This is a genomic window from Pseudomonas sp. ABa2, assembly GCF_056676075.1.
Map to the genome: position 1 here is coordinate 3110830 of NZ_CM155239.1, position 20943 is coordinate 3131772.

Consider the following 20943-nt stretch of genomic DNA (forward strand, 5'->3'; position numbering starts at 1 on the left):
CTCACGACCTGGGCAGCCCGCTCAGACCTTCTGGGCAATCCAGATGGTATGCCGCGTGCCCCTGTTGCCATGGGCATACACCTGCACCGCTTCACCCTTGAAGCCGGCCTTGCGCACCTTCTCCGAAAAGGCCCGGTCGGCGCTGGACGACCACACTGCCAGCATGCCCCTGGGCCTCAGCGCCTTGGCGCACTGGCGCAGGCCATCCATGCTGTACAGCCAGTCATTGCCCTTCTGAGTCAGGCCTTCGGGGCCGTTGTCGACGTCCAGCATGATCGCGTCGTAGCGCTGCTCGGCGGCCTGCAGCACCTTGGCGACGTCCTCCTGAATGATCACTGCACGCGGGTCATTCAACGGATAACCGGACTTCGCCCCGAGCGGGCCACGGTTCCACTCGACCACGCCCGGCACCAGCTCGGCCACCGCCACCTCGGCGTCAGCCCCCAGGTGCTGTAGCGCCGAGGCCAGGGTAAAGCCCATGCCCAGACCTCCGATCAGTACCCGCACCTCTGGCCGGCTCGCGATCTGCTTGCAGGGAATCGCCGCCAGGGCATCTTCCGAGCCGTGCATACGGGTATTCATCAGCTGCCCGCCATCGCCGCCGGCGATCTTGATGACGAAGTCGTCCCCATACTCGAACAGGTTCAGCGCACCATTCGTGCCCGGGAGCGGAGCGGTGTCGAGCAAGACAAAACGTTTCATGCAGAGCGAAGACCTGTGTAGCGAGCGTGAGGGCAGGCAGCATGCCTGAATCGGCCGAGCAGCACAGCCCCGCCAGAAACGACGAGGCCCCGCGTTGACACGCGAGGCCTCGTGACTACAGCGACGCTGCTTTCAGAGCCTTTTCAAAGTCAGCCTTTGAGCAGGTTCTCAGACCACGCCCTGCGCCAGCATGGCATCGGCCACCTTGACGAAGCCGGCGATGTTGGCGCCCTTGACGTAGTTGATCCGGCCCTTCTCCTCGCCGTGGTGCACGCAGGCGTGGTGGATGTTCTGCATGATGCCGTGCAGGCGCTCGTCCACCTCGCCGGCGCTCCAGTGCAGGCGCATGGCGTTCTGGCTCATCTCTAGGCCGCTGGTGGCCACGCCGCCGGCGTTGGAGGCCTTGCCCGGGGCGTAGCAGATGCCGGCCTCGACGAACAGGTCCACCGCTTCCAGGGTCGAGGGCATGTTGGCGCCTTCGGCCACGCAGATACAGCCGCTCCTCAGCAGCGCGCGGGCATCCTCGCCGTCCAGCTCGTTCTGCGTCGCGCAGGGCAACGCGATGTCGCAGGCCAGGCGCCAGGGCCGTTGGCCGGCGAGAAACTGCAGGCCGAAGTGCTCGGCCATCTCGCGCAGGCGGCCGCGACGCACGTTCTTCAGCGCCATCAGGTACTGCCACTGCTCCTCGTTCAGCCCGCCCTCGGCGTACAGCGTGCCTTCGGAGTCGGACAGCGAGATCACCCGTCCGCCCAGCTCCATGACCTTCTGCGCCGCGTACTGGGCGACGTTGCCGGAGCCGGAAATGGCCACGCGCTGGCCCTCGAAGCCCTGGTCGATGCGCTTGAGCATCTCCTGGGCGAAGTACACGCAGCCATAACCGGTGGCTTCGGGGCGGATCAGGCTGCCACCGTAGCTCAGGCCCTTGCCGGTGAGCACCGAGGTGAACTGGTTGGACAGGCGCTTGTACTGGCCGAACAGGTAGCCGATCTCGCGGCCACCGACGCCGATATCACCGGCCGGCACGTCCAGATCCGCACCGATATGGCGGTACAGCTCGTTCATGAACGACTGGCAGAAGCGCATCACCTCGCCCTCGCTCTTGCCCTTGGGGTCGAAGTCCGCACCGCCCTTGCCGCCGCCCATGGGCAGCGAGGTCAGCGAGTTCTTGAACACCTGCTCGAAGGCGAGGAACTTGAGCACGCCCAGGTTGACCGAGGGGTGGAAGCGCAGGCCGCCCTTGTACGGGCCGATGGCGCTGCTCATCTGGATGCGGTAACCGCGGTTGACCTGCACCTGGCCGCGGTCGTCGACCCAGGGCACGCGGAACAGGATGGCGCGCTCCGGCTCGACCATGCGCTCGAGAATGCCCGCCTCGCGGTAGCGCGGATTGGCCTCGAGGAAGGGCCACAGGCTGCGCACCACTTCCTCCACCGCCTGGTGAAATTCCGGCTGATCGGGATCGCGCTGCTTCAGGCGCGACAGGAAGCTTTCAACGGACAACGACATGCGGCACCTCGACGCCAGGCAGACAGAATGCGCGGCACTCTATCAGCAGCCAAGGCACCAAAACAGATCGATATGTCGCCTTTATGAAACTATTTGGTGCGCAAAACCTATCGGGAAAAACCCTCTAAAACAGTGAATTCAGAGCACCCAACAGAAAATCGCACCAGATCGACTCAGATTACGCTCACTTTTCGAGCACACAAGCAGGTGCAACGCCCGGGCTCGGCGCCGGCATCTGCGATGCGGCGCCGTAGAGCAGGCGCTCCATGCCGGCACGGGTATCGAGCATCAGCCGCGGCAGCTCGTCACGGCGGTAACGGCCGGCGTCGATCGGCGCGCCGATCAGCAGCTGCACCGACTGATCCAGGTTGAAGCGCCAAGTGCGCGCCGGCAGCACGTGCTGGATGCCGCGAATGGCCACCGGCACGATGATCGCGTCGGTATCCAGGGCCAGGTGGAAGCAGCCCTTCTTGAACGGCTGCAGGCGGCCATCCGGCGAGCGCGTGCCCTCCGGCGCGGCCCACAGGACGATGCCGCTCTCCATCATCTGCCGCGCCCGTGCCAGGTCGCGCAGCGCCTGTTCATGCTGCTGGCGGGCGATGGAGGGAAACTCGGCGGCGCGCATGGCGCGGCCGAGAAAGGGGATGCGGAACAGCTCGCGCTTGGCCAGCATGCGGATCGAGCCAGGCAGGGCGACGAAGCTGGCGGGGATGTCGTAGTGGCTGGCGTGGCTGCACAGGATCAGGTAGCGGCGGCCGTCGCCGAAGTCCGGACAGGCGCCGTGCACCGCCAGGCGCATACGCACCAGGCGCAGCAGCAGCTGCGACCAGCGGCGGGTGTAACGGTCGACGCGGGCGCGGTCGAGCCGACCGACGGCTGCCAGGCCGATCACCCGCAGGCAGAAATACAGGGTCACGGCGAGCGAACCGAGCACCACGCCGACACGGCGGGCCAGGGTCGCACTCTGGGCGATGGGTTGCAGGCTCAGCATAAATAGCTCCTTCTTCGCGGGAGATGGCTGCAGCGCAAAGGCTTGGCGTTATGATGCCGGCAATCGCCGCCACGACACAGGAGCCACCATGCCGCTCGCGCAACTGCTCACCCCCGCCCAGCTGCAGCAACGCCTGGGGCAAGCCGAGCTGGTCCTGCTCGATTGCCGCTTCGCCCTCGACGACCCGGCCTACGGCCGGCGCAGCTATCTGGAAGGGCATATTCCCGGCGCCTGCTTCGCCGACCTCGAAGAGGACCTGTCCGGGCCGATCGTCAAAGGTGTCACCGGGCGCCACCCGCTGCCCGACCCGGCCCGGCTGAATCAGCGCCTGCGCGACTGGGGCCTGCGCGCGGGCAGCCAGGTGGTGCTCTACGACGACGGCCCCGGCGCCTTCGCCGCACACGCCTGGTGGTTGCTGTTGTGGCTGGGCAAGCGCGACGGCCTGTACCTGCTAGACGGCGGCCTGAAAGCCTGGCGCGAGGCCGGCCTGGCGCTCGACCGTCGGCAACCGACGCCCACCCCGGGCGACTTCGCCGGCCAGGCGGACACCAGCCTGCTGGTGGACGCCGAGCAACTGACCCGGCGCCTGGGTTCGGCCGATCTGTGCCTGCTCGACGCCCGCGCCCTGCCGCGTTTTCGCGGCGACGTGGAGCCGCTCGACCCGGTCGCCGGGCATATCCCCGGCGCCCAGTGCGCGGCGTTCACCGACAACCTCGACGCCGACGGCTATTTCCTCCCCGCCGAACAGCTGCGCGCGCGTTTCGATGCCCTGCGCGGCGCGCGCCCGGCGCAAGGCCTGGTGGCCTATTGCGGCTCGGGGGTCACTGCCTGCCACAACCTGTTCGCCCTGAGCCTCGCCGGTTATCCGCTGGCGCCGCTCTACGCCGGCTCCTGGAGCGAATGGATCACCGATCAGCGGCGCCCCATCGCCACCGGCGATTGAAGCGGCTTAAGTACCAGCAGGAATATGGCAAATAACCGAAAGCCGAAAACAATTTAAAAACAGCTCTTTACAGTGAAAAGGTCGCACTAGACTTGAGGATGAGCGGCTAACCCCGCTTCCGGTGGGGCCTTTATCAGAACGACGAACAAGGCTGCCAAGCGCCCGGCCCCACCGGCACCCTTCGCGAGGATGCCATGGGAATAGCCGCCTGCGATCTCAGCCAGCACGTCATCCGCCCTACCCTGCTCTACCTGGGGCGTCACTCAGCCGTCGCCGAGGCCCTGCTGCTCGGCACCGCGGCCAGCCAGTCGGCGCTCGGCAGCGCCCTGGACGACCGTCGCGGCCATGGCCTGTACCGCATCGCCGAACAGCGCCACCTGCAGTTGTGGGACCAGCACCTGGCGCGCGACCCGGAGCTGGCCAGCCGGGTGCGTGGCCTGGCCAGCCAGCACGCCTTTCTCGCCGCGCCGCACCTGGAGCTGACGGTCAACCTGCGTTACGCCACCGCCATCGCCTGGCTGCTTATAGAAGCCGAGCAGGCCGAGCTGCCGGACGCCGACGACCTGCTCGGCCTGGCCCGCGTGTGGCGCCAGGTGTTCCAGCCGCAGGGACGGCTGTGCGACTTCATCGACGCCTGGCAGCGCTGGGTCGGTCAGTTCAGTCGGGTCGCCTAGCGGGCAGCACGCCGCACCCCGCGCAGCACAGTCACCACAGGCAGGGTGCCGAGGCGCCGCGGCAAGGCCCGAGAGCGCCAAACACAATCTGTAGTAATGTCCGACAATTCGCGAAAATTGTCCGACAATATCCCCATTTTCTCTGAACTTATGTGGCTTGGCAGGGGTCAGGAAAAACTGTAGCGTGCGCCCCCCGCCTCACCCACAGGAGTTCTCTCGTGAGCAAACGCCTCCTCAAGACCGGCCTGGCCATGGCCATCGCCGCCACCTCGAGCCACGGCCTGGCCAGCGGCTTCGCCATCAACGAACAGAGCGTCAGCGCCATGGGCACCGCCTTCGCCGGGCGTTCCTCGGCCGCCGATGACGCCACCACCGTCTTCGGCAACCCGGCCGGCATGGCCCGCCTCAAGCGCGAACAGGTCAGCGGCGGCCTGGCGGCGATCATCGCCAAGAGCGATATCGACGACGCCGAGAGCACCATCCCCGGTAGCAACGACGGCGACATGGTGCCGTTCGTCGCCGCGCCCATGGGCTATTACGTCAAGCCGCTGGACGAGCAGTGGAGCTTCGGTTTCGGCCTCTACGTGCCCTTCGGCCTGGTCACCGACTACGAGCGCAACTTCCAGGGCCGCGGCTACGCCAACCTCAGCGAAGTGCGGGTGATCACCCTGCAGCCGACCCTCAGCTACCGCTTCAACGACCAGTGGTCGGTCGGCTTCGGCCCCACCCTCAACCATATCGAGGGCCAGCTGACCTCGACCATTCCCAACCCCTTCCTGCCCAGCTCGGCGGCCGGCCAGGTAAAGGTCAAGGGCGACGACTTCGCCATGGGCTTCAACGCCGGCGTGCTGTTCGAACTGAACGCTGCCACCCGCTTCGGCCTGACCTATCACTCCAAGGTGGACTACAAGCTCAAGGGCCACACCAAGGTCGAGAGCGACGGTCTGCTGGCCGGCTCCGCCGGCAAGTACGATGCCAGCCTGGAGCTGCAGACGCCCGAGTCGGTGGACTTTTCGGTGACCCACGCCCTCGACGAGCGCTGGACCCTCTACGCCGGCAGCACCTGGACGCGCTGGAGCCGCCTGCAGGAGATCACCGTGGACAACAAGGGCGTGGCCGGCCCGTTCGCCGCCAACCTCACCACCATCACCGAGGAACAGGGCTGGCACGACACCTGGGCGCATGCCGTGGGCGCCGCCTACCAGCTCAACAAGCAGTGGGTGCTGCGCGCCGGCGTGGCCGTCGACCAGTCGCCGACCAACAATCGGCACCGCTCGCCGCGCATCCCCACCGGCGACCGCACCATCTTCAGCGTCGGTGCCGGCTGGAGCCCGAACGACGACCTGACCCTCGACCTGGCCTACTCCTACCTGATGGAAGAAGACGCCAAGATCGACCTCGACGAGCCGCTCAAGGGCTCCTACCGCGCCACCTACCGGAACAGCGCCCACGGTCTTGGCGCCCAGGTGACCTACCGCTACTAATCGGCGCCGGAGATTGGCTACACTCGCGCGGCAGAACAACAAGAAAAGCCGCGTGAGAACATCATGACTGCCCTCTGCACCACCCTGCCCGACCGCCTGCGCCTGCTGCTGGTGGACGACCACCGGATCTTCCTCGATGGCCTGGCCCTGGCCCTGGCGCCACTCGCCCGAGACCTGCAGGTGCACACCGCGCACAGCGCCGCGGAAGCCGAACAGCGCCTGCGCCAGCATTCCTACGACCTGATCCTGCTCGACCTGCGCCTGCCCGACGAACCCGGCCTGGAGCTGCTGCAGCGCTGGCTGGCACGCGGCGACGCCACCCCGGTGGCGATCCTCAGCGCTAGCGACTCGAGCCTGGATGCCCAGGCCGCGCTGGCCGCCGGCGCGCTCGGCTTCATCCCCAAGAGCGCCGATGGCAACGCCCTGCGCCAGGCGGTCACCCGCGTGCTGCTCGGCGAAACCCTGCCGGCCCCGGCCAGCGCCTCGCCGCTGACCCCGCGCCAACTGGAAATCCTCCAGCTGCTGGCCGAAGGCCTGCCGAACAAGGCCATCAGCCGCCAGCTGGGCCTGGCCGAGGACACGGTGAAAACCCACCTCAAGGCGCTGTTCGAGGTGTTCGCCGTGCACACCCGCACCGCCTGCGTCAGCGCCGCACGCCAGCGCGGCTGGCTATGATCGGCGTCAGGCCGTTTCCTGCTCCGCCGTGCGCGGCAGCAGACTGACCAGTACCTGGCGCAGGCGCGCCGGCAGCAGCGGCTTGCCCAGCGGCATGACGTGCGCCGGCAGGCAGCGCTCCTGCAGCTCGGGGCTCAGATCGGCGCTGATCAGCAGCGCCGGCAGCATCTGTCCGGCGGCCTCGCGCAGGCACTCGATGGCCTGCAGCCCGTCGCCCGACTCGGCCAGGCGGTAATCGCTGATCAGCAGCTGCGGAGGTTCGCGGCGCAGGGCGGCCAGGGCGCCGGCCAGGTCGGCACAGGCCTGTACGTCGCAGCCCCAGCGGCGCAGCAGGCCGGCCAGGGCCTCGCGCCCGGTGGCGTCGTCCTCCAGCAGCAGGATGCGTCCGCGCAACCGCCGCACGCCGTCGCTCGCCGCCAGCGCCGACGCCGGCACCTCGGCCAGCGGCAGACGCAGGACGAAACGCGCCCCGGCGCCGGGTTGCGAGTGCAGTTGCAGCGGATGCTCCAGCACCGCGGCCAGCTGCCGCACTATGGCCAGGCCGAGGCCCAGACCGCGCTCGACATTGCGCCCGGGGTTGTCCAGCTGACGAAACTCCTCGAACACCAGCGCCTGCTCCGCCTCGCTCAAACCGCGGCCGTCGTCGCTCACCTCCAGCAGCAGCGCGCCGCCTTGCACGCGCGCGCTCAGGCTGAGCTGCCGCGCCCCGGCGTGCTGCAGGGCGTTACTCAGCAGGTTGCGCAGCAGCCGCTCCAGCAGCAGGGGGTCGCTGCGCACGCCACAGTCGGCGCACTCCAGGCGCAGCGCCACGCCCTGCTGCTGCGCCTCCGGGGCCAGCTCGCCGAGCAGGCGTTCGAGCAGCGGGCGCAGGGCGAAGGCATGCGGTCTGGCCTGCACGCCGCCCGGCAACGTCAGCCGGCTGTAGTCGAGCAGCGATTGCAGCAGGCGGCCGAGCTGTTCCACCGAAGCGGCCAGGCGTGCGCTGATGCGCCGGGTCTGGGCATCGCCGCCCTGCTCCACCAGGTGCTGGGCGTACAGGCCCATGGCGTTCAACGGCTGGCGCAGGTCGTGGCTGGCCGCCGCCAGCAGGCGCAGCTTGCGCGCGTCGTCGGCCTCGGCGCGCTGGCGCGCCAGATCGAGCAGGCGCAGGTTGAGCCAGGCGCCGCGCTGACCGTGCTCCTGCATATAGGCACCGACCGTGCCGATCAGGTTGGCGCAGAACAGGAACATGGCCTGATAGGCCAGCTCGTCCCCCGCCTCGCCGAGGCCCAGGCCGAGCCCGACGAACAGCAGGCAGAAGCCCCAGCTGCACAGGCCGATCGCCCGCAAGGACAGGCCGAGCAGCGCGTAGCCGAACAGCAGGATGAGGAACAGACCGTCGTAGGGCATCGCCACGCCCTGCTGCCAGCACAGGTGGACGATCACCGCGACGCTGACGCCGTTGCACAGGTAGGCGCCGGCGTAGACCGCGGCCGCCCGCCGCGGCGGCGTAGCCGCACGCCGGCAGTAGACGAACGCCAGCAGCACCGCGCCCAGCGCCAGCAGGCGCAGCGGCAAGGCCGAGAGGCTGACGGCCAGCGGCATGGCGAAAATATCCAGCAGTGCGTAGGCCAGCTGGAACAGCACCGCGGTGGCAGCGATCAGCGGCAGGCGGCGGCGAATGCGCTGCACCCGGTGCTCGGCGAACGCCTGCTCCAGCGCCGGCACGAAGCACAGCCGGCTGTAGCCGCGGCGCTGCTGGGCCAGCAGCAGGCGCTCCTGCTGCTCAACGCTCATGGGCACAGCCGCTCAGGGCTTGGGCGGCGTCTGCGGCTGCTTGGCGGCGATGGCGTCATAGGTCTCCACCCGGTGTCGATCTTCGCTGGCGAACAGCCGTTCGCGCAGCCGTTGCTGCGCCTGCGCGCCATCCGCCGCGCTCAGCCCCTGGCCCTGCAACCCGGCCAGCTCGGCGCGGTAGGCCTGGTAGCGCTGCTGCCAGTCGCGCTCGCGGCGCTGCTCGGCCAGCAGGCGCTGCACGGTGGGCGGATCATAGGTCATCGCCAGGAACTCGCGCACCTGTTGCTCGTCCGCGCCGTCGCGCCACAGCTGTTCGCTGCGCGCCAGTTGTGCCTGGGCCTGCTCCTGGCGCAGCTCGCTGGCACGCAGCGCCTCCGGCAACTGCTGGCGCAGCTGCTCGTGCAACTGCGCGCGCTGCGCCTCGCCGAGGTCGTCGCGCTGCTGCAGCGCCAGGCTGTCCAGGGTGTAGCGGGCGTAGGCCTGCTCGGCGCCGAACAGTGCCTCCTGCGCGGCGGCCGAGAAATGCGTGCGGCGCAGGGCATCCAGGCGCTCGAAGGCCTGCTGCAGCGCCTGCAGCTGGGCCTGGGGGGCGACCTGCTGGCGGGCGTTCAGCGGCTGCTGCAACAGTGCCAGGCTGGCGCGCTTGTAGTCGAGGTAGTCGCCGAGCAGGTTGGTCAGCTGACCCAGCGCCGGCTCCTGCAAACGTGCGCCGGCATCGGCCAGCAGCGCCGCGATCGAGGCGTCGAGGCCGGAGTGGTCGACGGCGCTGAGGAAATAATCGAAGTAATCGCGCAGCGCCAGCTCCAGCACCAGATTGCCGGCGGCATCGGTCTGCAGGCGGCCGTCGACTTCGGTGCCGGCCAGGCTCGGCAGCGGCGCCGCTGGCGCCTGTGGCGTGGCGGTGGGCGTCGGCGCGGCTGCGCGCGGCACCGGCGCTGGCGCTGGCTGCTCGACGCGGGCACCGACGGGAGCGACGGAGGCGGCCGGCACGGCCTCGGCAGCCGGCCAGCGCCAATACAGGGTGAGACCGCCGGCGAGCAGCGCCGCGGCCAGGCAGAGGCTCAGGGATCGGGACATGGGCAACTCGCTGCGGCGGGCCGGTGGGCCCGCCGCGGGTGGGAGGTCAGATGCCTTTGTTCTTCAGGCGGTTGGCGTGCTGGCGATACAGCGCTACCGGCTCGGTCCAGCCGCGGATGCCGAACAGGTGGTTGATCGCATCGACGTGGTTCATGTTGTAGCTGTCGCCCAGCACCTGGCCCAGGTAGGTGGCGCAGACGCCCACCAGGCCGTCGTTCTTCTCGCTGCCGAAGGCCAGGCCGGTGAAGGCCAGGAAGGGATCGGCGGCATCGAAGACGTTGGTGTAGGCGGCGTTACCGGTCCAGGAGTAATAGCGAATGCTGTGTCCGCGCACGTTATGCACTTCCGTGGACTTGGCGCAGTAGCTGCTGCTGTTCACGCCCCAGGGATGGCGGCCGTTGAGCGCGGTGGTGCCGGGGGTGGTCAGGGTGGCCAGGGCATTGAGGCCGTTCTGCGGGTTGCTGGCGCCGGACAGCAGGTTGATCAGCGAACCGAGCGCATTGGCGATGGCGTTGGCGCCGCCTTCGATGGCGCCGCCCGGCGGGATCACCCCGCGCACCACGTCGGCCACCTTGGAGCCCTTGTTGACGCCGTTGATCGAGGTCACCGAGGCCACCAGGTCGGGGCGCAACGAGGCCGCCACCCGCGAGGTGGGCGAGCCCTGGCTGTGGCCGATGAGGTTGACCTTGCCGCCACCGGCGGCGGCCCAGGGCACGATCTGCCGGGCCAGCTCGGCGCCGCGCTGTTCGCTGTCGTTGAACGCGGCGACGCTGGCGATATGCACCTTGGCGCCGTCGCGTTCGAGGTTCCAGGGGATGGTGTGGAAGTAGTTGACCAGCCCGCCGATGGTGTCGAAGCCGGTGATGCCGTGCACCAGCACGATCGGGTGCTTGGTCTGGGTGTAGTTGGCCTGGGCCTGGGCGGCGCCGAGCAGGGCCAGAGTGGCAAGGGCAGTGGTATAGACGCGACGCATGGGTGCCTCCGTTATTGTTCTTGTGGGCACGCCGGGGAACTGCGTCCGGCGCCGCGCCAGTCTAGGCAGGCAGCCGGGCACGGCCCATCGCCCAGATGGGTGAGAGGCTGTGCATCGGGTCTCGTTTGCTAAGACGGCAGGCGGCGCGCCTGCCGCGGGCTCAGGGCTGCGAGGCGATGGCCCGCTCGACCGCCTCGATCAGCTGCGGATCGTCCGGCTTGGTCAGGCTGGAGAAGCTGGCGAGCACCTTGCCCTGGCGGTCGACCACGTACTTGGAAAAATTCCAGCGCGGCGCCTTGCTCTGCTCGGCCAGGCCCTTGAACAGCGCAATGGCCTCGGCGCCGGTGACCACCTGAGGCTCGCTCATGGTGAAGGTCACGCCATAGTTGACGTAGCAGACGGTGGCGGTCTTCTCGCTGTCGTCGGCTTCCTGACGGAAGTCGTCGGAGGGCACGCCGAGCACTTCCAGGCCCTGGCCCTTGTAGCGCTGATAGAGCGCCTCGAGGCCTTTGAACTGCGGGGTGAAGCCGCAGAAGCTGGCGGTGTTGACCACCACCAGCGGTTTGCCGGCGAACTGGCACAGATCGATGCTGTCCTTGGCCCGCAGGCGCGGCAGCTCGCCCTGCAGCAGGGTCGGACAGTCGGCGGCCAGCGCCGGCACGGCCAGGCCGGACAACAGGAGGGTACAGGCGAAGCGGCGCAGCGACATGGTGGTTTCCCTGAAGAGTCTGGTGCGGGCAGGTCGTTTAAAAACGTAGGCGAGGCAGGCAAGACAAGGCGCAACGACCAACGGGAGTAACAGCCGAAGGCTGGCCCGCAGGGCGAGTGCAACGAGTCAAACAGCCGAAAAAAGCGGAGTTTACATACTGTAAATGAGCATTTTGAGGCTGTTTTTAACGCAGTATTGCCAACGCAGGTAGTTTTTCAACGGCCTGCTATCCGGTCACGCTACTCGTCATGCGTGCCCAGGGCAACTCAGCAGAAGCTCATGCCCAGCTGCAGCAGCGCCAGGCCGCCCTGCCGCCAGCCCCACCAGGCCAGCGCCAGCAGCAGGCCCGCTGCCAGCAGCGCGGCGCCGATCAGCAGCGGCCGCGTGCTCACGCGCCGGCCTCCTGCAGACGCGCCACCGGCACCTCGCGCACCGGCCAGTTGAGGACTGCAGCCAGCAGGCTGAGGAGAATGGAGATCTGCCAGACCAGGTCGTAGCTGCCGGTGTGGTCGTACAGGTAGCCGCCCAGCCAGCCGCCGAGGAAGGAGCCGAGCTGGTGGAAGAGGAAGACGATGCCGCCGAGCATGGACAGGTTGCGCACGCCGAACAGGGTCGCCACCGTGCCGTTGGTCAGCGGCACCGTGGACAGCCACAGCAGGCCCATGGCCATGCCGAACAGGTAGGCGCTCCACTGCGTCAGCGGCGCCACCAGGAACAAGGTGATCACCACCCCGCGCGTCAGGTACAGGGCGCTGAGCAGGCGCGGCTTGGACATGCGCCCGCCGAGCCAGCCGGCGATATAGGTGCCGAAGATATTGAACAGCCCGACCAGGGCCAGCACCGTGGTGCCGGTCAGCGCCGGCAGATGATGGTCGACCAGGTAGGCCGGCAGGTGCACGGCGACGAACACCACCTGGAAGCCGCAGACGAAGAAACCCAGCGCCAGCAACCAGAAGCCGGAGTGGCCGGCCGCCTCGCGCAGCGCCTCGACCAGGGTCTGCTGAGGCCCGCTCGGTAGCGGCATCGGCTGCTCCTTGATCATCGCCGCCAGCGGCAGGATCAGCGCCACCAGCAGGCCGAGGGCGAGCAGCGCCGCCGACCAGCCGAGCCAGCCGATCAGCCCCAGGGTGCCGGGCAGCATGGCGAACTGACCGAAGGAGCCGGCCGCCGCGGCGATGCCCATGGCCATGCTGCGTTTTTCCACCGGCACGGCGCGGCCGACCACGCCGAGGATCACCGAGAAGGAGGTGCCGGACAGGCCGATGCCGATCAGCAGGCCGGCGCTCAGCGACAGCGACAGCGGCGAGTCGGCCAGGCCCATCAGCAGCAGGCCGATGGCGTACAGCAGGCCGCCGACCACTATGGTGCGGCGTGCGCCGAAGCGGTCGGCCAGCGCCCCGGTGAATGGCTGCGCCAGGCCCCAGATCAGGTTCTGCAGGGCGATGGCGAAGGCGAACACCTCGCGCCCCCAGCCGAACTCGGCGCTCATCGGCGGCAGGAACAGGCCGAAGCCGTGGCGGGTGCCCAGCGACAGGGCCAGGATCAGCGACGCGCCCAGCAGCAGCCAGGTGGTCGAGCGCCATGCGGTGGTCATTAGGGTGTCTCCCAGGGACGGCCAGTCGCGGCCGTGAAGGCGATAAGTAAGAGCCGATACGCGATCAGGCCAGTTGTTCCAGCAGTTGCATCAGCTCGGCGCGGCGCTCCTCGCCGAGGCGTGCGTTGAGTTCGTCCTGCACCTGTTGCCAGAGCGGCAGCGCCTGCTGCAGACGCTGCACACCGGCGGCGCTGAGCAACACTTCGCGGCTGCGCTGATCGCGGCCTTCGCCGAGCTGCAGCAAGCCCTGCTCCTGCAGCACCCGCAGGTTGCGCCCCAGGGTGCTGCGATCCAGACCCATGGCCTCGGCCAGCGCGGAAATGCTCGGCTGCCCCAGCCGCTGCACATGGCGCAGCAGGGAAAACTGGGCGGCGCCGAGCCCGACCGCGGCGAGCGCGTCGTCGTAACGTCGGGTGACTCCGCGGCTGGCGCGGCGCAATTGGGTGCAGAGGCAGGTGGTCGGCAACATGGGGTACAGGTATATACCCGCTTCGCGCCGAGACACAGGCACAGTTGCCCGCTTTGTCGGCATAACAGTCCGCCAGGGGCTTCCGCTAGCGCCCGGCGGCGCGCTGCCGGTAATAGCGGCGAAAATCCGCGGCGAAACGCGCGTAGACCTCCTCCGGCAGCCAACGCCGCTGCACCTGCAGCAGGCCCTGCGGCTGCGCCAGCAGCGCGACCACGGCGCGTTCCAGGCGCGCGGCCATGCGCGCGCCCCAGGCCGTGCGCGGGCAGTAGAAACCCACCGGCACCAGCGCATCGCCCTCCAGCAAGGGCACGCTGACCAGGCTGTCGCCGAGGCTGAAGCTGCGCGCCACCTCGGTGTAGACCATGGGGTACTCGAAGGCGTAGTCGATGCGCCGGTGGCTGACCATCAGCAGCAGGTTGTCGCCGGCGGTGCCGGCCGCCAGTTCGAGCAGGCGGCGAGCGTCCAGCGCCTGCTGCAGGGGTTCGCGAATGGCCGGCGGGTAGACCCGGCCGCGGGTCAGCGCGCCGCGCAGGTAGGGGTTGGCCAGCAGCCAGGCGAGGCTGACCCGGCCCTCGTCCAGGGCCAGCTGGGCATAGGTCTGGCGCCGCACCAGCACATGGATCGGTGGCGACTGCAGAAAAGCGACGAAGTGTCCCAGGCGGTCGCGCTCGGCGCTCTGCAACTGGCCGCTGATGCACAGCGGCTCGCCGGCCAGCAGGCGCTGCTCCAGGCGGGCGAACGGCAGCACCTCGTAGCGGATCTGCAACTCCGCCAGCTGCGCATCGAGCAGTTGCATGGCCTCGTAGAGCACGCCGTCGACCAACTCGCCGTCGCGTACGTTGAATACCCCGGGCAGCGGCAGCACGCCCCAGGTCAGGGTTTCGCCGCGCACGCCGAGCGGCAGCAGGCACAGCAGCACGAGCATCCAGCGCAGAAGAGGCATAAAGGCAGGCAATCTTTGTGGTTATGCCTGAAGCCTAGGTGATGCCGCGGGTTCTGCCTTCAGACCAGCAAGGCCAGCGCCAGGACAACGGCACACTCGGCCAGCTCGACCAGGGCGCCGGCGGTATCGCCGGTGGTGCCGCCCAGGCGTTGGCACATCAGACGCCGCAAGCAGAAAAACACCAGCGCAGCGACCGCCAGCGCCAGCCCGCCGGCCCAGCCGAACAGCAGGCAGATGGCCAGGCCGTGACCGGCCAGCAGCCAGGGCAGCTGGCGCCGCGGCAGCTGCTCGGCCAGCGCCTGGCCCAGGCCGCCGGCGCGTACGTAAGACGTGGTCCACAGCAGCAACGGCAGCAGGCCGCGCGCCAGCCAGGGCAGCAGCACCAGCAGCAGGCCCTGCCCGGCCTGCAACAGGCTGACCAGGGCGGCGAACTTGAGCAGCAGCAGCAGCACCAGCACCGTCACCGCCATCGGCCCGCTGCGCGGGTCCTTCATGATCGCCAGGGTCCGCTCGCGGTCGCCGAAGCCGCCGACCCAGGCGTCGGCGCTGTCGGCCAGGCCGTCCAGGTGCAGGCCGCCGCTCAAGCCCACCCACAGCGCCAGGATGATCGCCGCCTGGAGCAATGCCGGGGCCGCGCCCAGCAGCAAGTGAGCCCCCCACAGCAGCAGACCGAGCAGCAGGCCCACGGCCGGATACCAGAGCAGCGAACGGCCGAGCTGCTCGGCCGTGGGCATGCCCGGCAGGCGAACCGGCAGGCGGGTGAGAAACTGCAGGGCGATCAGCGCCGGGCTCATGCCAGCTCCGTCAGGGCGCCCTGCCCGTCCAGCTGCAGGCGCACGCGCTGGGCGTAACCGACATTGACCTGCAGCAGCTCGTGGCGCGGTAGGCCGCGGGCGCGCGCCAGCAGCAGACGCATCACCCCGCCATGGGTGATCAGCAGCAGGCGCCGGCCGCGGTGCGCCTGGTACAGCCGCTGCAGGGCGGCGAGGATGCGCGCCTCGAAGCGCAGCAGCGGCTCGCCGTCCGGCGGGGTGAAGGCATAGGGATCGGCCCAGAAGCGGCCCAGGGCCTCGGCATCGGTCTGCATCAGCTCGGCGGCGCTACGCCCCTCCCAGGCGCCGAAGTGCAGCTCCTGCAGATCGGCGTCGAAGGCCAAAGGCAGCTCATGCTGCGCCGCCAGTTCCTCGGCGAAGCGTGCGCAGCGCTGCAGCGGCGAGCTGACCAGCGCGTCCCAGGGCCCGGCGCCGGCCACCGCGGCGCGCAGTTGCGCCCAGCCGGCGGCGGTCAGGGCATCGTCGAGGCTGCCGCGCAGGCCGCCGCCCTGCTCGGTTTCGCCGTGGCGCAGCAGCTCCAGGTGCAGGCTCATGCCGGACGCTCCGCCACCGCCGCCTCGGCGAAAGTCGCCATCTGCCCGTGCAGCGTGCAGGCCAGGCGCAGCAGCGGCACGGCCAGCGCCGCCCCGCTGCCCTCGCCCAGACGCAGACCCAGCTCCAGCAGCGGCTCGGCGTCCAGCGCCTGCAGCACCCGGGCATGCCCGGGCTCGGCGCCGCGGTGGGCGAACAGCAGCCAGTCGCGGCAGCCGGGGTTCAGGCGCACCGCCAGCAACGCGGCGACGCTGCAGATGAAACCGTCCACCAGCACCGCCACGCCCTGCTGCGCCGCCGCCAGGTAGGCGCCGACCAGCGCGGCGATCTCGAAGCCGCCCAGGTGCACCAGCGCCTGCAAGGGCCCTGCGAGCTGCGGCCGGTGCAGGGCCAGCGCCGCCTCGATCACCCGTACCTTGTGCGCCACTCCGGCGGCGTCCAGCCCGGTGCCGGGGCCGGCCAGCTCGGCCGGCGGGCAATCGAGCAGCCAGCAGGCCAGCGCCGCGGCGGCGGTGGTGTTGCCGATGCCCATTTCGCCGCCGATAAACAGCTCGCAGCCCACCGCGCGGGCGCGCAGCAGGCTGTCGCAGCCGGCCTGCAGGCAGATCAGCGCCTGGGCATTGGTCATCGCCGGTTCGCGGGCGAGATTGCGCGTGCCGGCGCCGACATACAGATGACGCACACCTGGCAGAGTCTCCAGCGGCACGGCGGTGCCCAGGTCGATCACCTCCAGCGCGGCGTCCAGTTCGCCGGCCAGCACGCTGATGGCTGCGCCGCCGTGGACGAAGTTGCTCAGCATCTGCCCGGTCACCGCCTGCGGGTAGGCCGACACGCCCTCGGCCACCACGCCGTGATCGCCGGCGAAGATGGCGATCCACAGCCTGTCCAGCCTCGGTCGCTCGCTGCCCTGCAGCGCCGCCAGCTGGATCGCCAGGGCTTCCAGGCGACCGAGCGAGCCGGCCGGTTTGGTCAGCTGTTGCTGGCGCGCCTCGGCCTTGGCCCGCGCCACGTGATCGAGCGGCTGGCAGGGGCCCTGCCACCAGTGCAGGCTCATAGCGCCTCTCCCTTGAGGATCATCGGTAACCCGGCGACGCAGAACAGCACGCGCCGGCTGCGTTCGGCCAGGGCCTGGTGCAGCCAACCGGCCTCGTCGACATAACGTCGGGTCAGCTCGCCCATGGGCACCACGCCCAGGCCGGTTTCATTGCTGACCAGCAGGATGCGCCCGGGCAGCTCGCCCAGGGTATCGAGCAGCGCGTCGCGCTCGGCGGCCAGGCGCGCCTCGTCGTCCAAGAGCAGCAGGTTGGTCAGCCACAGGGTCAGGCAGTCCACCAGCAGGCAGCGCTCCTCGCGCGCCTGCTCACGCAGCACACGGGCCAGCGCCACAGGTTCCTCCACCAGCGCCCAATGCGCCGGACGGCGCGCACGGTGCTGGGCGACGCGCGCACTCATCTCGCCGTCCAGCGCCTGGCTGGTGGCGATATACACCACCTCCAGGCCGGACTCGGCCGCCAGCTTCTCCGCCAGCCGGCTCTTGCCGGAACGGGCACCGCCGAGGATCAGTTCAAGCATGTCCACTCCGTTGGGTGCGCCGTGCGCACCGTTGGCAGATCAAATACGTAGGGTGGATCGCGCTTTACCGATCCACCATTGGCAGGTGTCCAGCGATCACAGCGGTGGACGAACAAAGCGTCGTCCACCCTACGCCAGGCCACAGAGCGCCTTGAGTTGATCGGTATCCAGATGCGCCTCCACCAGATCGGCCAGGCGCTCGATATCGCGCTCGCGCAGGGCCTGGTAGTCCACCGCCTGCACCTCGCGCAGCCCGGCCCAGCGCAGCAGCGCGGCGCAGGCTTCAGGGCGCTCGAACAGGCCATGCAGGTAGGTGCCGAGCACCTGACCGTCGCCGCTCAGGCCGCCGTCGCGACGGCCATCGTCCAGGCTCACCGCGCCATTGAGGCCGGCGCCGGTGCTGACCCCGGCATGAATCTCGTAGCCGCTGACCTCGGCCTGCTCCAGGCACAGGCGGCCGCGCACGTTGCGCAATTGTTTCTCCGGCTCCAGCCGCGTTTCGAAATCGAGCAGACCGAGGCCCTCGCTGCTGCCGGCGGCGCCTTCCAGGCCGTGCGGGTCGTGGATGTGCCGGCCGAGCATCTGCAGGCCGCCGCAGATGCCCAGCAGCTTGCCGCCGTAGCGCAGATGACGGGCGATGGCGGCGTCCCAGCCCTGCTCGCGCAGCCGCGCCAGATCGGCGCGCACGCTCTTGGAACCGGGCAGGACGATAAGGTCGGCCGGCGGCATCGCCTGACCAGGGCCGACGAAACTCAGCTGCACCTGCGGGTGCAGGCGCAGCGGGTCGAAGTCGGTGTGGTTGCTGATGCGCGGCAGCACCGGCACCACCACCCGCAACGCGTCCTCGGCCTTGGCCTGCTGGCGGGTGTCGACGGCGTCCTCGGCCTCTAGGTGGAAATCCATCAGGTAGGGCAACACGCCGAGCACCGGCTTGCCGGTGCGCCGCTCCAGCCAATCGAGCCCCGGTTGCAGCAGGGCGATGTCGCCACGAAAACGGTTGATCACGAAGCCCTGGATGCGCGCCTGCTCGGACGGGCTGAGCAGCGCCAGGGTGCCGACCAGGTGGGCGAACACCCCGCCCTTGTCGATATCGGCGATAAGGATCACCGGGCAGTCCACCGCCTCGGCGAAGCCCATGTTGGCGATATCGCCGGCGCGCAGGTTGATCTCCGCCGGCGAACCGGCGCCCTCCACCAGCACCAGCGGGTATTGCCGGCGCAGACGCTCATGGGACTGGAGCACCGCGGCCATGGCCACCTGCTTGTAGCCGTGATAGGCCAGCGCCTGCATATTGCCCACCGCGCGGCCGTGGATAATCACCTGGGCGCCGGTGTCGCTGTTGGGCTTGAGCAGCACCGGGTTCATGTCGGTGTGAGGTTCGAGGCCGGCGGCCTGGGCCTGCACCGCCTGGGCGCGGCCGATCTCGCCGCCGTCGGCCGTCACTGCCGAATTGAGCGCCATGTTCTGCGGCTTGAACGGCGCCACCGCCACGCCCTGGCGCCGCGCCCAGCGGCACAAGGCGGTCACCAGGGTGCTCTTGCCGGCGTCGGAGGTGGTGCCCTGCACCATCAGGGTGGTGCCGATCATTGCACCAGCTCCTCGGCGCACTCGCGCAGGGCCTGTTGCAGGCGCTGCCAGCCCGCCTCGTGCGGCGGCAGGCCGAAGCGCAGGCTATCGAGAAAGGGAAACAGCCGCACCAGGATGCCGCGCCGCGCCAGCGCCGCGTGCCAGTCGCCGGCCCGCGGCGGGCAGCAGAACTGGAACAGCGCGCAGCCGCCGGTGGGCGGCAGGCCGCAGTCGCGCAGCAGCGCGGCCAGGCGCTCGCCGTCGGCCTGCAGGCGCTGGCGTTGACGCGCCTGGCCGGCGTCGTCGGCCAGCAGCTGGCGCGCCAGCTGCCGCGCCGGGCCGCTCACCGCCCAGGGCCCGAGCAGCTCGGCCAATTCGTCGAGCAGCGCCTGCTCGGCGAGGACGAAGCCCAGGCGCAGGCCGGCCAGGCCGAAGAACTTGCCGAACGAGCGCAGCAGGATCAGTCCCGGCTGCGCGCCGTGAGCGGCCAGGCTGTGCTCGGGGGTGCAATCCATGAAGGCCTCGTCGACCAGCAGCCAACCGCCGCGCTCGGCCAGTTGCGCGTGCCAGGCGAGCAGGCGCGGCGTCTCGATGCGCCGGCCGGTGGGATTGTTCGGGTTGACCAGCAACAGCACGTCGAGGCGCGGCAGGGCGCGGTCGATGGCGCCCTCGCTGAGCTGCATCACCCGGTGCCCCTCGCGGCGCCAGGCGGCGGCATGCTCGGCGTAGGTCGGCGAGAGGATGCCCACCGTGCAGCCCTTGCGCAGGCGCGGCAAGGCCTGGATCGCCGCCTGCGAGCCGGCCACCGGCAGCAGGCTGGCCGCGCCGTAGTAGTCGCGGGCGACGGCCTCCAGGCCATCGTCCGGCTCCGGCAGGCGGGCCCAGGCCTCGGCCGCAATCGCCGGCAGCGGCCAGCCGTAGGGGGCGATGCCGGTGGACAGGTCCAGCCAGTCCTCCCGGGCGATGCCGTATTGCTGCGCCGCCGCGCGCAGGCGGCCTCCATGCTCAAGCACCCAGCACCTCCCAGAGTCCCAGCAGCGCCAGCCACAGCAGCACGCCGCCCCACACCAGATTCAGCGCCCGTTCGATATCGCGCGCCCGCGGCGGCGGCCCCTCGCCCAGTTGCGGGCGCACATGCAGCTCGCCGTGATATTCGGCCGCACCGCCCAGGCTCACCCCCAGGCTGCCGGCGCCGGCGGCCATCACCGGGCCGGCGTTGGGGCTGTCCCATTGCGGCGCCTGGCGGCGCCAGCAGCGCAGCGCCAGGGCGGTGCGCCCGAGCAGCGCGTAGGTCAGCGCCACCAGGCGCGCGGGGAGGTAATTGAGTACATCGTCGATCTTCGCCGCGGCCCAGCCGAAGCGCTCGAAGCGCTCATTGCGATAACCCCACATGGCGTCCAGGGTATTGCTCAGGCGGTACAGCACCACGCCCGGTGCGCCGGCGACGACGAACCAGAACAGCGCGGCGAACACCGCATCCGAACCATTTTCCAGCACCGACTCGGTGCCGGCGCGGGCCACGCCGCCGGCGTCCAGCGCGGCGGTGTTGCGGCTGACCATCCAGCCGACGCGTTCGCGCGCCAGCTCCAGATCGCCCAGGCGCAGCGCCTGCGCCACCGGCCGCGCGTGCTCGCCGAGGCTGCGCAGGCCGAGGGCGAAGTACAGCGCGGCGATCTCCACCGCCCAGCCGAAGGCCGAGACCTGGGCCAGCAGCCAGGTCAGCAGGGTCAGCGGCAGCACCGCCAGGCACCAGGCGCTCACCCCATGGCTGCGCCAGCCGCCGCCGGCGGGGTTGAAGCGCTGCTCCAAACGATTCGCCAGGCGCCCGAAGGCCACCAGCGGGTGGCCCTGCTTCGGCTCGCCGAGCGCGGCGTCCAGCGCCACCCCGGCCAGGGTGCTGAGCGCCAGGCTCATCGCCACCGCCC

General features: G+C 69.9%; 22 protein-coding genes. 4 read left to right on the forward strand and 18 right to left on the reverse strand.

What is annotated here, in order from left to right; all coding sequences use genetic code 11:
• Positions 1-21: 21 nt before the first annotated feature.
• The 3 genes from AC1G9C_RS14910 to AC1G9C_RS14920 form a co-directional block, all read right to left on the reverse strand.
• Positions 22-702: a spermidine synthase gene (locus tag AC1G9C_RS14910; protein WP_480407983.1), complete on the reverse strand. Its 681-nt coding sequence runs from the start codon at positions 700-702 to the stop codon at positions 22-24.
• Between the two features lie 168 nt (positions 703-870).
• Entirely contained in the window at positions 871-2208 is a 1338-nt protein-coding gene (gdhA, locus tag AC1G9C_RS14915; RefSeq protein ID WP_480407984.1) for an NADP-specific glutamate dehydrogenase, read from the reverse strand.
• A gap of 184 nt (positions 2209-2392) precedes the next feature.
• Complete coding sequence (locus AC1G9C_RS14920) at positions 2393-3199, reverse strand: lysophospholipid acyltransferase family protein (RefSeq protein WP_021442623.1); 807 nt, start codon at positions 3197-3199, stop codon at positions 2393-2395.
• A gap of 88 nt (positions 3200-3287) precedes the next feature.
• Here AC1G9C_RS14920 and AC1G9C_RS14925 point away from each other — a divergent pair, with 88 nt between their 5' ends.
• The 4 genes from AC1G9C_RS14925 to AC1G9C_RS14940 all read left to right on the forward strand — a co-directional run bounded on the left by AC1G9C_RS14925 (position 3288) and on the right by AC1G9C_RS14940 (position 6975).
• Entirely contained in the window at positions 3288-4142 is an 855-nt protein-coding gene (locus AC1G9C_RS14925; RefSeq protein ID WP_480407985.1) for a sulfurtransferase, read from the forward strand.
• A 194-nt stretch (positions 4143-4336) separates the two neighbouring features.
• Positions 4337-4816: a hypothetical protein gene (locus tag AC1G9C_RS14930; RefSeq protein WP_021442621.1), complete on the forward strand. Its 480-nt coding sequence runs from the start codon at positions 4337-4339 to the stop codon at positions 4814-4816.
• 218 nt (positions 4817-5034) lie between these two features.
• Positions 5035-6300, forward strand: a complete 1266-nt coding sequence (locus AC1G9C_RS14935) for an OmpP1/FadL family transporter (RefSeq protein ID WP_457787504.1) — start codon at positions 5035-5037, stop codon at positions 6298-6300.
• 63 nt (positions 6301-6363) lie between these two features.
• Positions 6364-6975, forward strand: coding sequence for a response regulator transcription factor (locus AC1G9C_RS14940; RefSeq protein ID WP_021442619.1), 612 nt, complete (start codon positions 6364-6366; stop codon positions 6973-6975).
• Between the two features lie 6 nt (positions 6976-6981).
• Here the strand turns inward: AC1G9C_RS14940 and AC1G9C_RS14945 are convergent, their stop codons facing one another.
• The 15 genes from AC1G9C_RS14945 to cbiB all read right to left on the reverse strand — a co-directional run bounded on the left by AC1G9C_RS14945 (position 6982) and on the right by cbiB (position 20932).
• Complete coding sequence (locus AC1G9C_RS14945; protein WP_480407986.1) at positions 6982-8751, reverse strand: ATP-binding response regulator; 1770 nt, start codon at positions 8749-8751, stop codon at positions 6982-6984.
• A gap of 12 nt (positions 8752-8763) precedes the next feature.
• A complete protein-coding gene (locus AC1G9C_RS14950; protein ID WP_480407987.1) occupies positions 8764-9828 on the reverse strand; it encodes a lipase secretion chaperone in 1065 nt (354 codons plus the stop codon).
• Positions 9829-9874: 46 nt separating this feature from the next.
• Positions 9875-10801: an esterase/lipase family protein gene (locus AC1G9C_RS14955; RefSeq protein ID WP_122108588.1), complete on the reverse strand. Its 927-nt coding sequence runs from the start codon at positions 10799-10801 to the stop codon at positions 9875-9877.
• Positions 10802-10961: 160 nt separating this feature from the next.
• Positions 10962-11510 (reverse strand): glutathione peroxidase, encoded by a 549-nt coding sequence (locus AC1G9C_RS14960; RefSeq protein ID WP_397496931.1) that lies wholly within the window; start codon positions 11508-11510, stop codon positions 10962-10964.
• A 266-nt stretch (positions 11511-11776) separates the two neighbouring features.
• Complete coding sequence (locus AC1G9C_RS14965) at positions 11777-11902, reverse strand: hypothetical protein (RefSeq protein ID WP_256679207.1); 126 nt, start codon at positions 11900-11902, stop codon at positions 11777-11779.
• Positions 11899-13104, reverse strand: a complete 1206-nt coding sequence (locus AC1G9C_RS14970; RefSeq protein ID WP_021445175.1) for an MFS transporter — start codon at positions 13102-13104, stop codon at positions 11899-11901. The genes AC1G9C_RS14965 and AC1G9C_RS14970 overlap by 4 nt, the downstream gene beginning before the upstream one ends.
• Positions 13105-13168: 64 nt before the next feature.
• Positions 13169-13573, reverse strand: a complete 405-nt coding sequence (locus AC1G9C_RS14975; protein WP_021445174.1) for a MarR family winged helix-turn-helix transcriptional regulator — start codon at positions 13571-13573, stop codon at positions 13169-13171.
• A gap of 85 nt (positions 13574-13658) precedes the next feature.
• Positions 13659-14516 carry a hypothetical protein gene (locus tag AC1G9C_RS14980; protein ID WP_397496932.1) on the reverse strand — a complete coding sequence of 286 codons (858 nt, stop codon included), beginning with the start codon at positions 14514-14516 and terminating at the stop codon, positions 13659-13661.
• Positions 14517-14575: 59 nt separating this feature from the next.
• Positions 14576-15310, reverse strand: coding sequence for an adenosylcobinamide-GDP ribazoletransferase (locus tag AC1G9C_RS14985; RefSeq protein WP_397496933.1), 735 nt, complete (start codon positions 15308-15310; stop codon positions 14576-14578).
• Positions 15307-15882 (reverse strand): alpha-ribazole phosphatase family protein, encoded by a 576-nt coding sequence (gene cobC / locus AC1G9C_RS14990; protein ID WP_480407988.1) that lies wholly within the window; start codon positions 15880-15882, stop codon positions 15307-15309. Before cobC ends, AC1G9C_RS14985 begins: the two co-directional genes overlap by 4 nt.
• On the reverse strand, positions 15879-16934 hold the full coding sequence (gene cobT / locus AC1G9C_RS14995; RefSeq protein ID WP_480407989.1) for a nicotinate-nucleotide--dimethylbenzimidazole phosphoribosyltransferase: 1056 nt from the start codon (positions 16932-16934) through the stop codon (positions 15879-15881). Before cobT ends, cobC begins: the two co-directional genes overlap by 4 nt.
• Positions 16931-17452, reverse strand: coding sequence for a bifunctional adenosylcobinamide kinase/adenosylcobinamide-phosphate guanylyltransferase (cobU, locus tag AC1G9C_RS15000; protein ID WP_457787514.1), 522 nt, complete (start codon positions 17450-17452; stop codon positions 16931-16933). Before cobU ends, cobT begins: the two co-directional genes overlap by 4 nt.
• A 129-nt stretch (positions 17453-17581) precedes the next feature.
• A complete protein-coding gene (locus tag AC1G9C_RS15005; protein WP_480407990.1) occupies positions 17582-19039 on the reverse strand; it encodes a cobyric acid synthase in 1458 nt (485 codons plus the stop codon).
• A complete protein-coding gene (cobD, locus tag AC1G9C_RS15010) occupies positions 19036-20031 on the reverse strand; it encodes a threonine-phosphate decarboxylase CobD (protein ID WP_480407991.1) in 996 nt (331 codons plus the stop codon). Before cobD ends, AC1G9C_RS15005 begins: the two co-directional genes overlap by 4 nt.
• Positions 20024-20932, reverse strand: coding sequence for an adenosylcobinamide-phosphate synthase CbiB (cbiB, locus tag AC1G9C_RS15015; RefSeq protein ID WP_480407992.1), 909 nt, complete (start codon positions 20930-20932; stop codon positions 20024-20026). The genes cobD and cbiB overlap by 8 nt, the downstream gene beginning before the upstream one ends.
• Between the last annotated feature and the right edge of the window lie 11 nt (positions 20933-20943).

Excerpts from the sequence above, each read along its gene's own strand:
- cobC (WP_480407988.1), bottom strand. The coding sequence starts at position 15,882 with ATGAGCCTGCACCTGGAGCTGCTGCGCCACGGCGAAACCGAGCAGGGC.
- AC1G9C_RS14975 (WP_021445174.1), bottom strand. The coding sequence starts at position 13,573 with ATGTTGCCGACCACCTGCCTCTGCACCCAATTGCGCCGCGCCAGCCGC.
- cobU (WP_457787514.1), bottom strand. The coding sequence starts at position 17,452 with ATGCTTGAACTGATCCTCGGCGGTGCCCGTTCCGGCAAGAGCCGGCTG.
- cbiB (WP_480407992.1), bottom strand. The coding sequence starts at position 20,932 with ATGAGCCTGGCGCTCAGCACCCTGGCCGGGGTGGCGCTGGACGCCGCG.
- AC1G9C_RS14910 (WP_480407983.1), bottom strand. The coding sequence starts at position 702 with ATGAAACGTTTTGTCTTGCTCGACACCGCTCCGCTCCCGGGCACGAAT.
- AC1G9C_RS14930 (WP_021442621.1), top strand. The coding sequence starts at position 4,337 with ATGGGAATAGCCGCCTGCGATCTCAGCCAGCACGTCATCCGCCCTACC.
- cobT (WP_480407989.1), bottom strand. The coding sequence starts at position 16,934 with ATGAGCCTGCACTGGTGGCAGGGCCCCTGCCAGCCGCTCGATCACGTG.
- AC1G9C_RS14955 (WP_122108588.1), bottom strand. The coding sequence starts at position 10,801 with ATGCGTCGCGTCTATACCACTGCCCTTGCCACTCTGGCCCTGCTCGGC.
- AC1G9C_RS14980 (WP_397496932.1), bottom strand. The coding sequence starts at position 14,516 with ATGCCTCTTCTGCGCTGGATGCTCGTGCTGCTGTGCCTGCTGCCGCTC.
- AC1G9C_RS14960 (WP_397496931.1), bottom strand. The coding sequence starts at position 11,510 with ATGTCGCTGCGCCGCTTCGCCTGTACCCTCCTGTTGTCCGGCCTGGCC.
- gdhA (WP_480407984.1), bottom strand. The coding sequence starts at position 2,208 with ATGTCGTTGTCCGTTGAAAGCTTCCTGTCGCGCCTGAAGCAGCGCGAT.
- AC1G9C_RS15005 (WP_480407990.1), bottom strand. The coding sequence starts at position 19,039 with ATGATCGGCACCACCCTGATGGTGCAGGGCACCACCTCCGACGCCGGC.
- AC1G9C_RS14940 (WP_021442619.1), top strand. The coding sequence starts at position 6,364 with ATGACTGCCCTCTGCACCACCCTGCCCGACCGCCTGCGCCTGCTGCTG.
- AC1G9C_RS14920 (WP_021442623.1), bottom strand. The coding sequence starts at position 3,199 with ATGCTGAGCCTGCAACCCATCGCCCAGAGTGCGACCCTGGCCCGCCGT.
- AC1G9C_RS14950 (WP_480407987.1), bottom strand. The coding sequence starts at position 9,828 with ATGTCCCGATCCCTGAGCCTCTGCCTGGCCGCGGCGCTGCTCGCCGGC.
- AC1G9C_RS14945 (WP_480407986.1), bottom strand. The coding sequence starts at position 8,751 with ATGAGCGTTGAGCAGCAGGAGCGCCTGCTGCTGGCCCAGCAGCGCCGC.
- AC1G9C_RS14970 (WP_021445175.1), bottom strand. The coding sequence starts at position 13,104 with ATGACCACCGCATGGCGCTCGACCACCTGGCTGCTGCTGGGCGCGTCG.
- AC1G9C_RS14985 (WP_397496933.1), bottom strand. The coding sequence starts at position 15,310 with ATGAGCCCGGCGCTGATCGCCCTGCAGTTTCTCACCCGCCTGCCGGTT.
- AC1G9C_RS14925 (WP_480407985.1), top strand. The coding sequence starts at position 3,288 with ATGCCGCTCGCGCAACTGCTCACCCCCGCCCAGCTGCAGCAACGCCTG.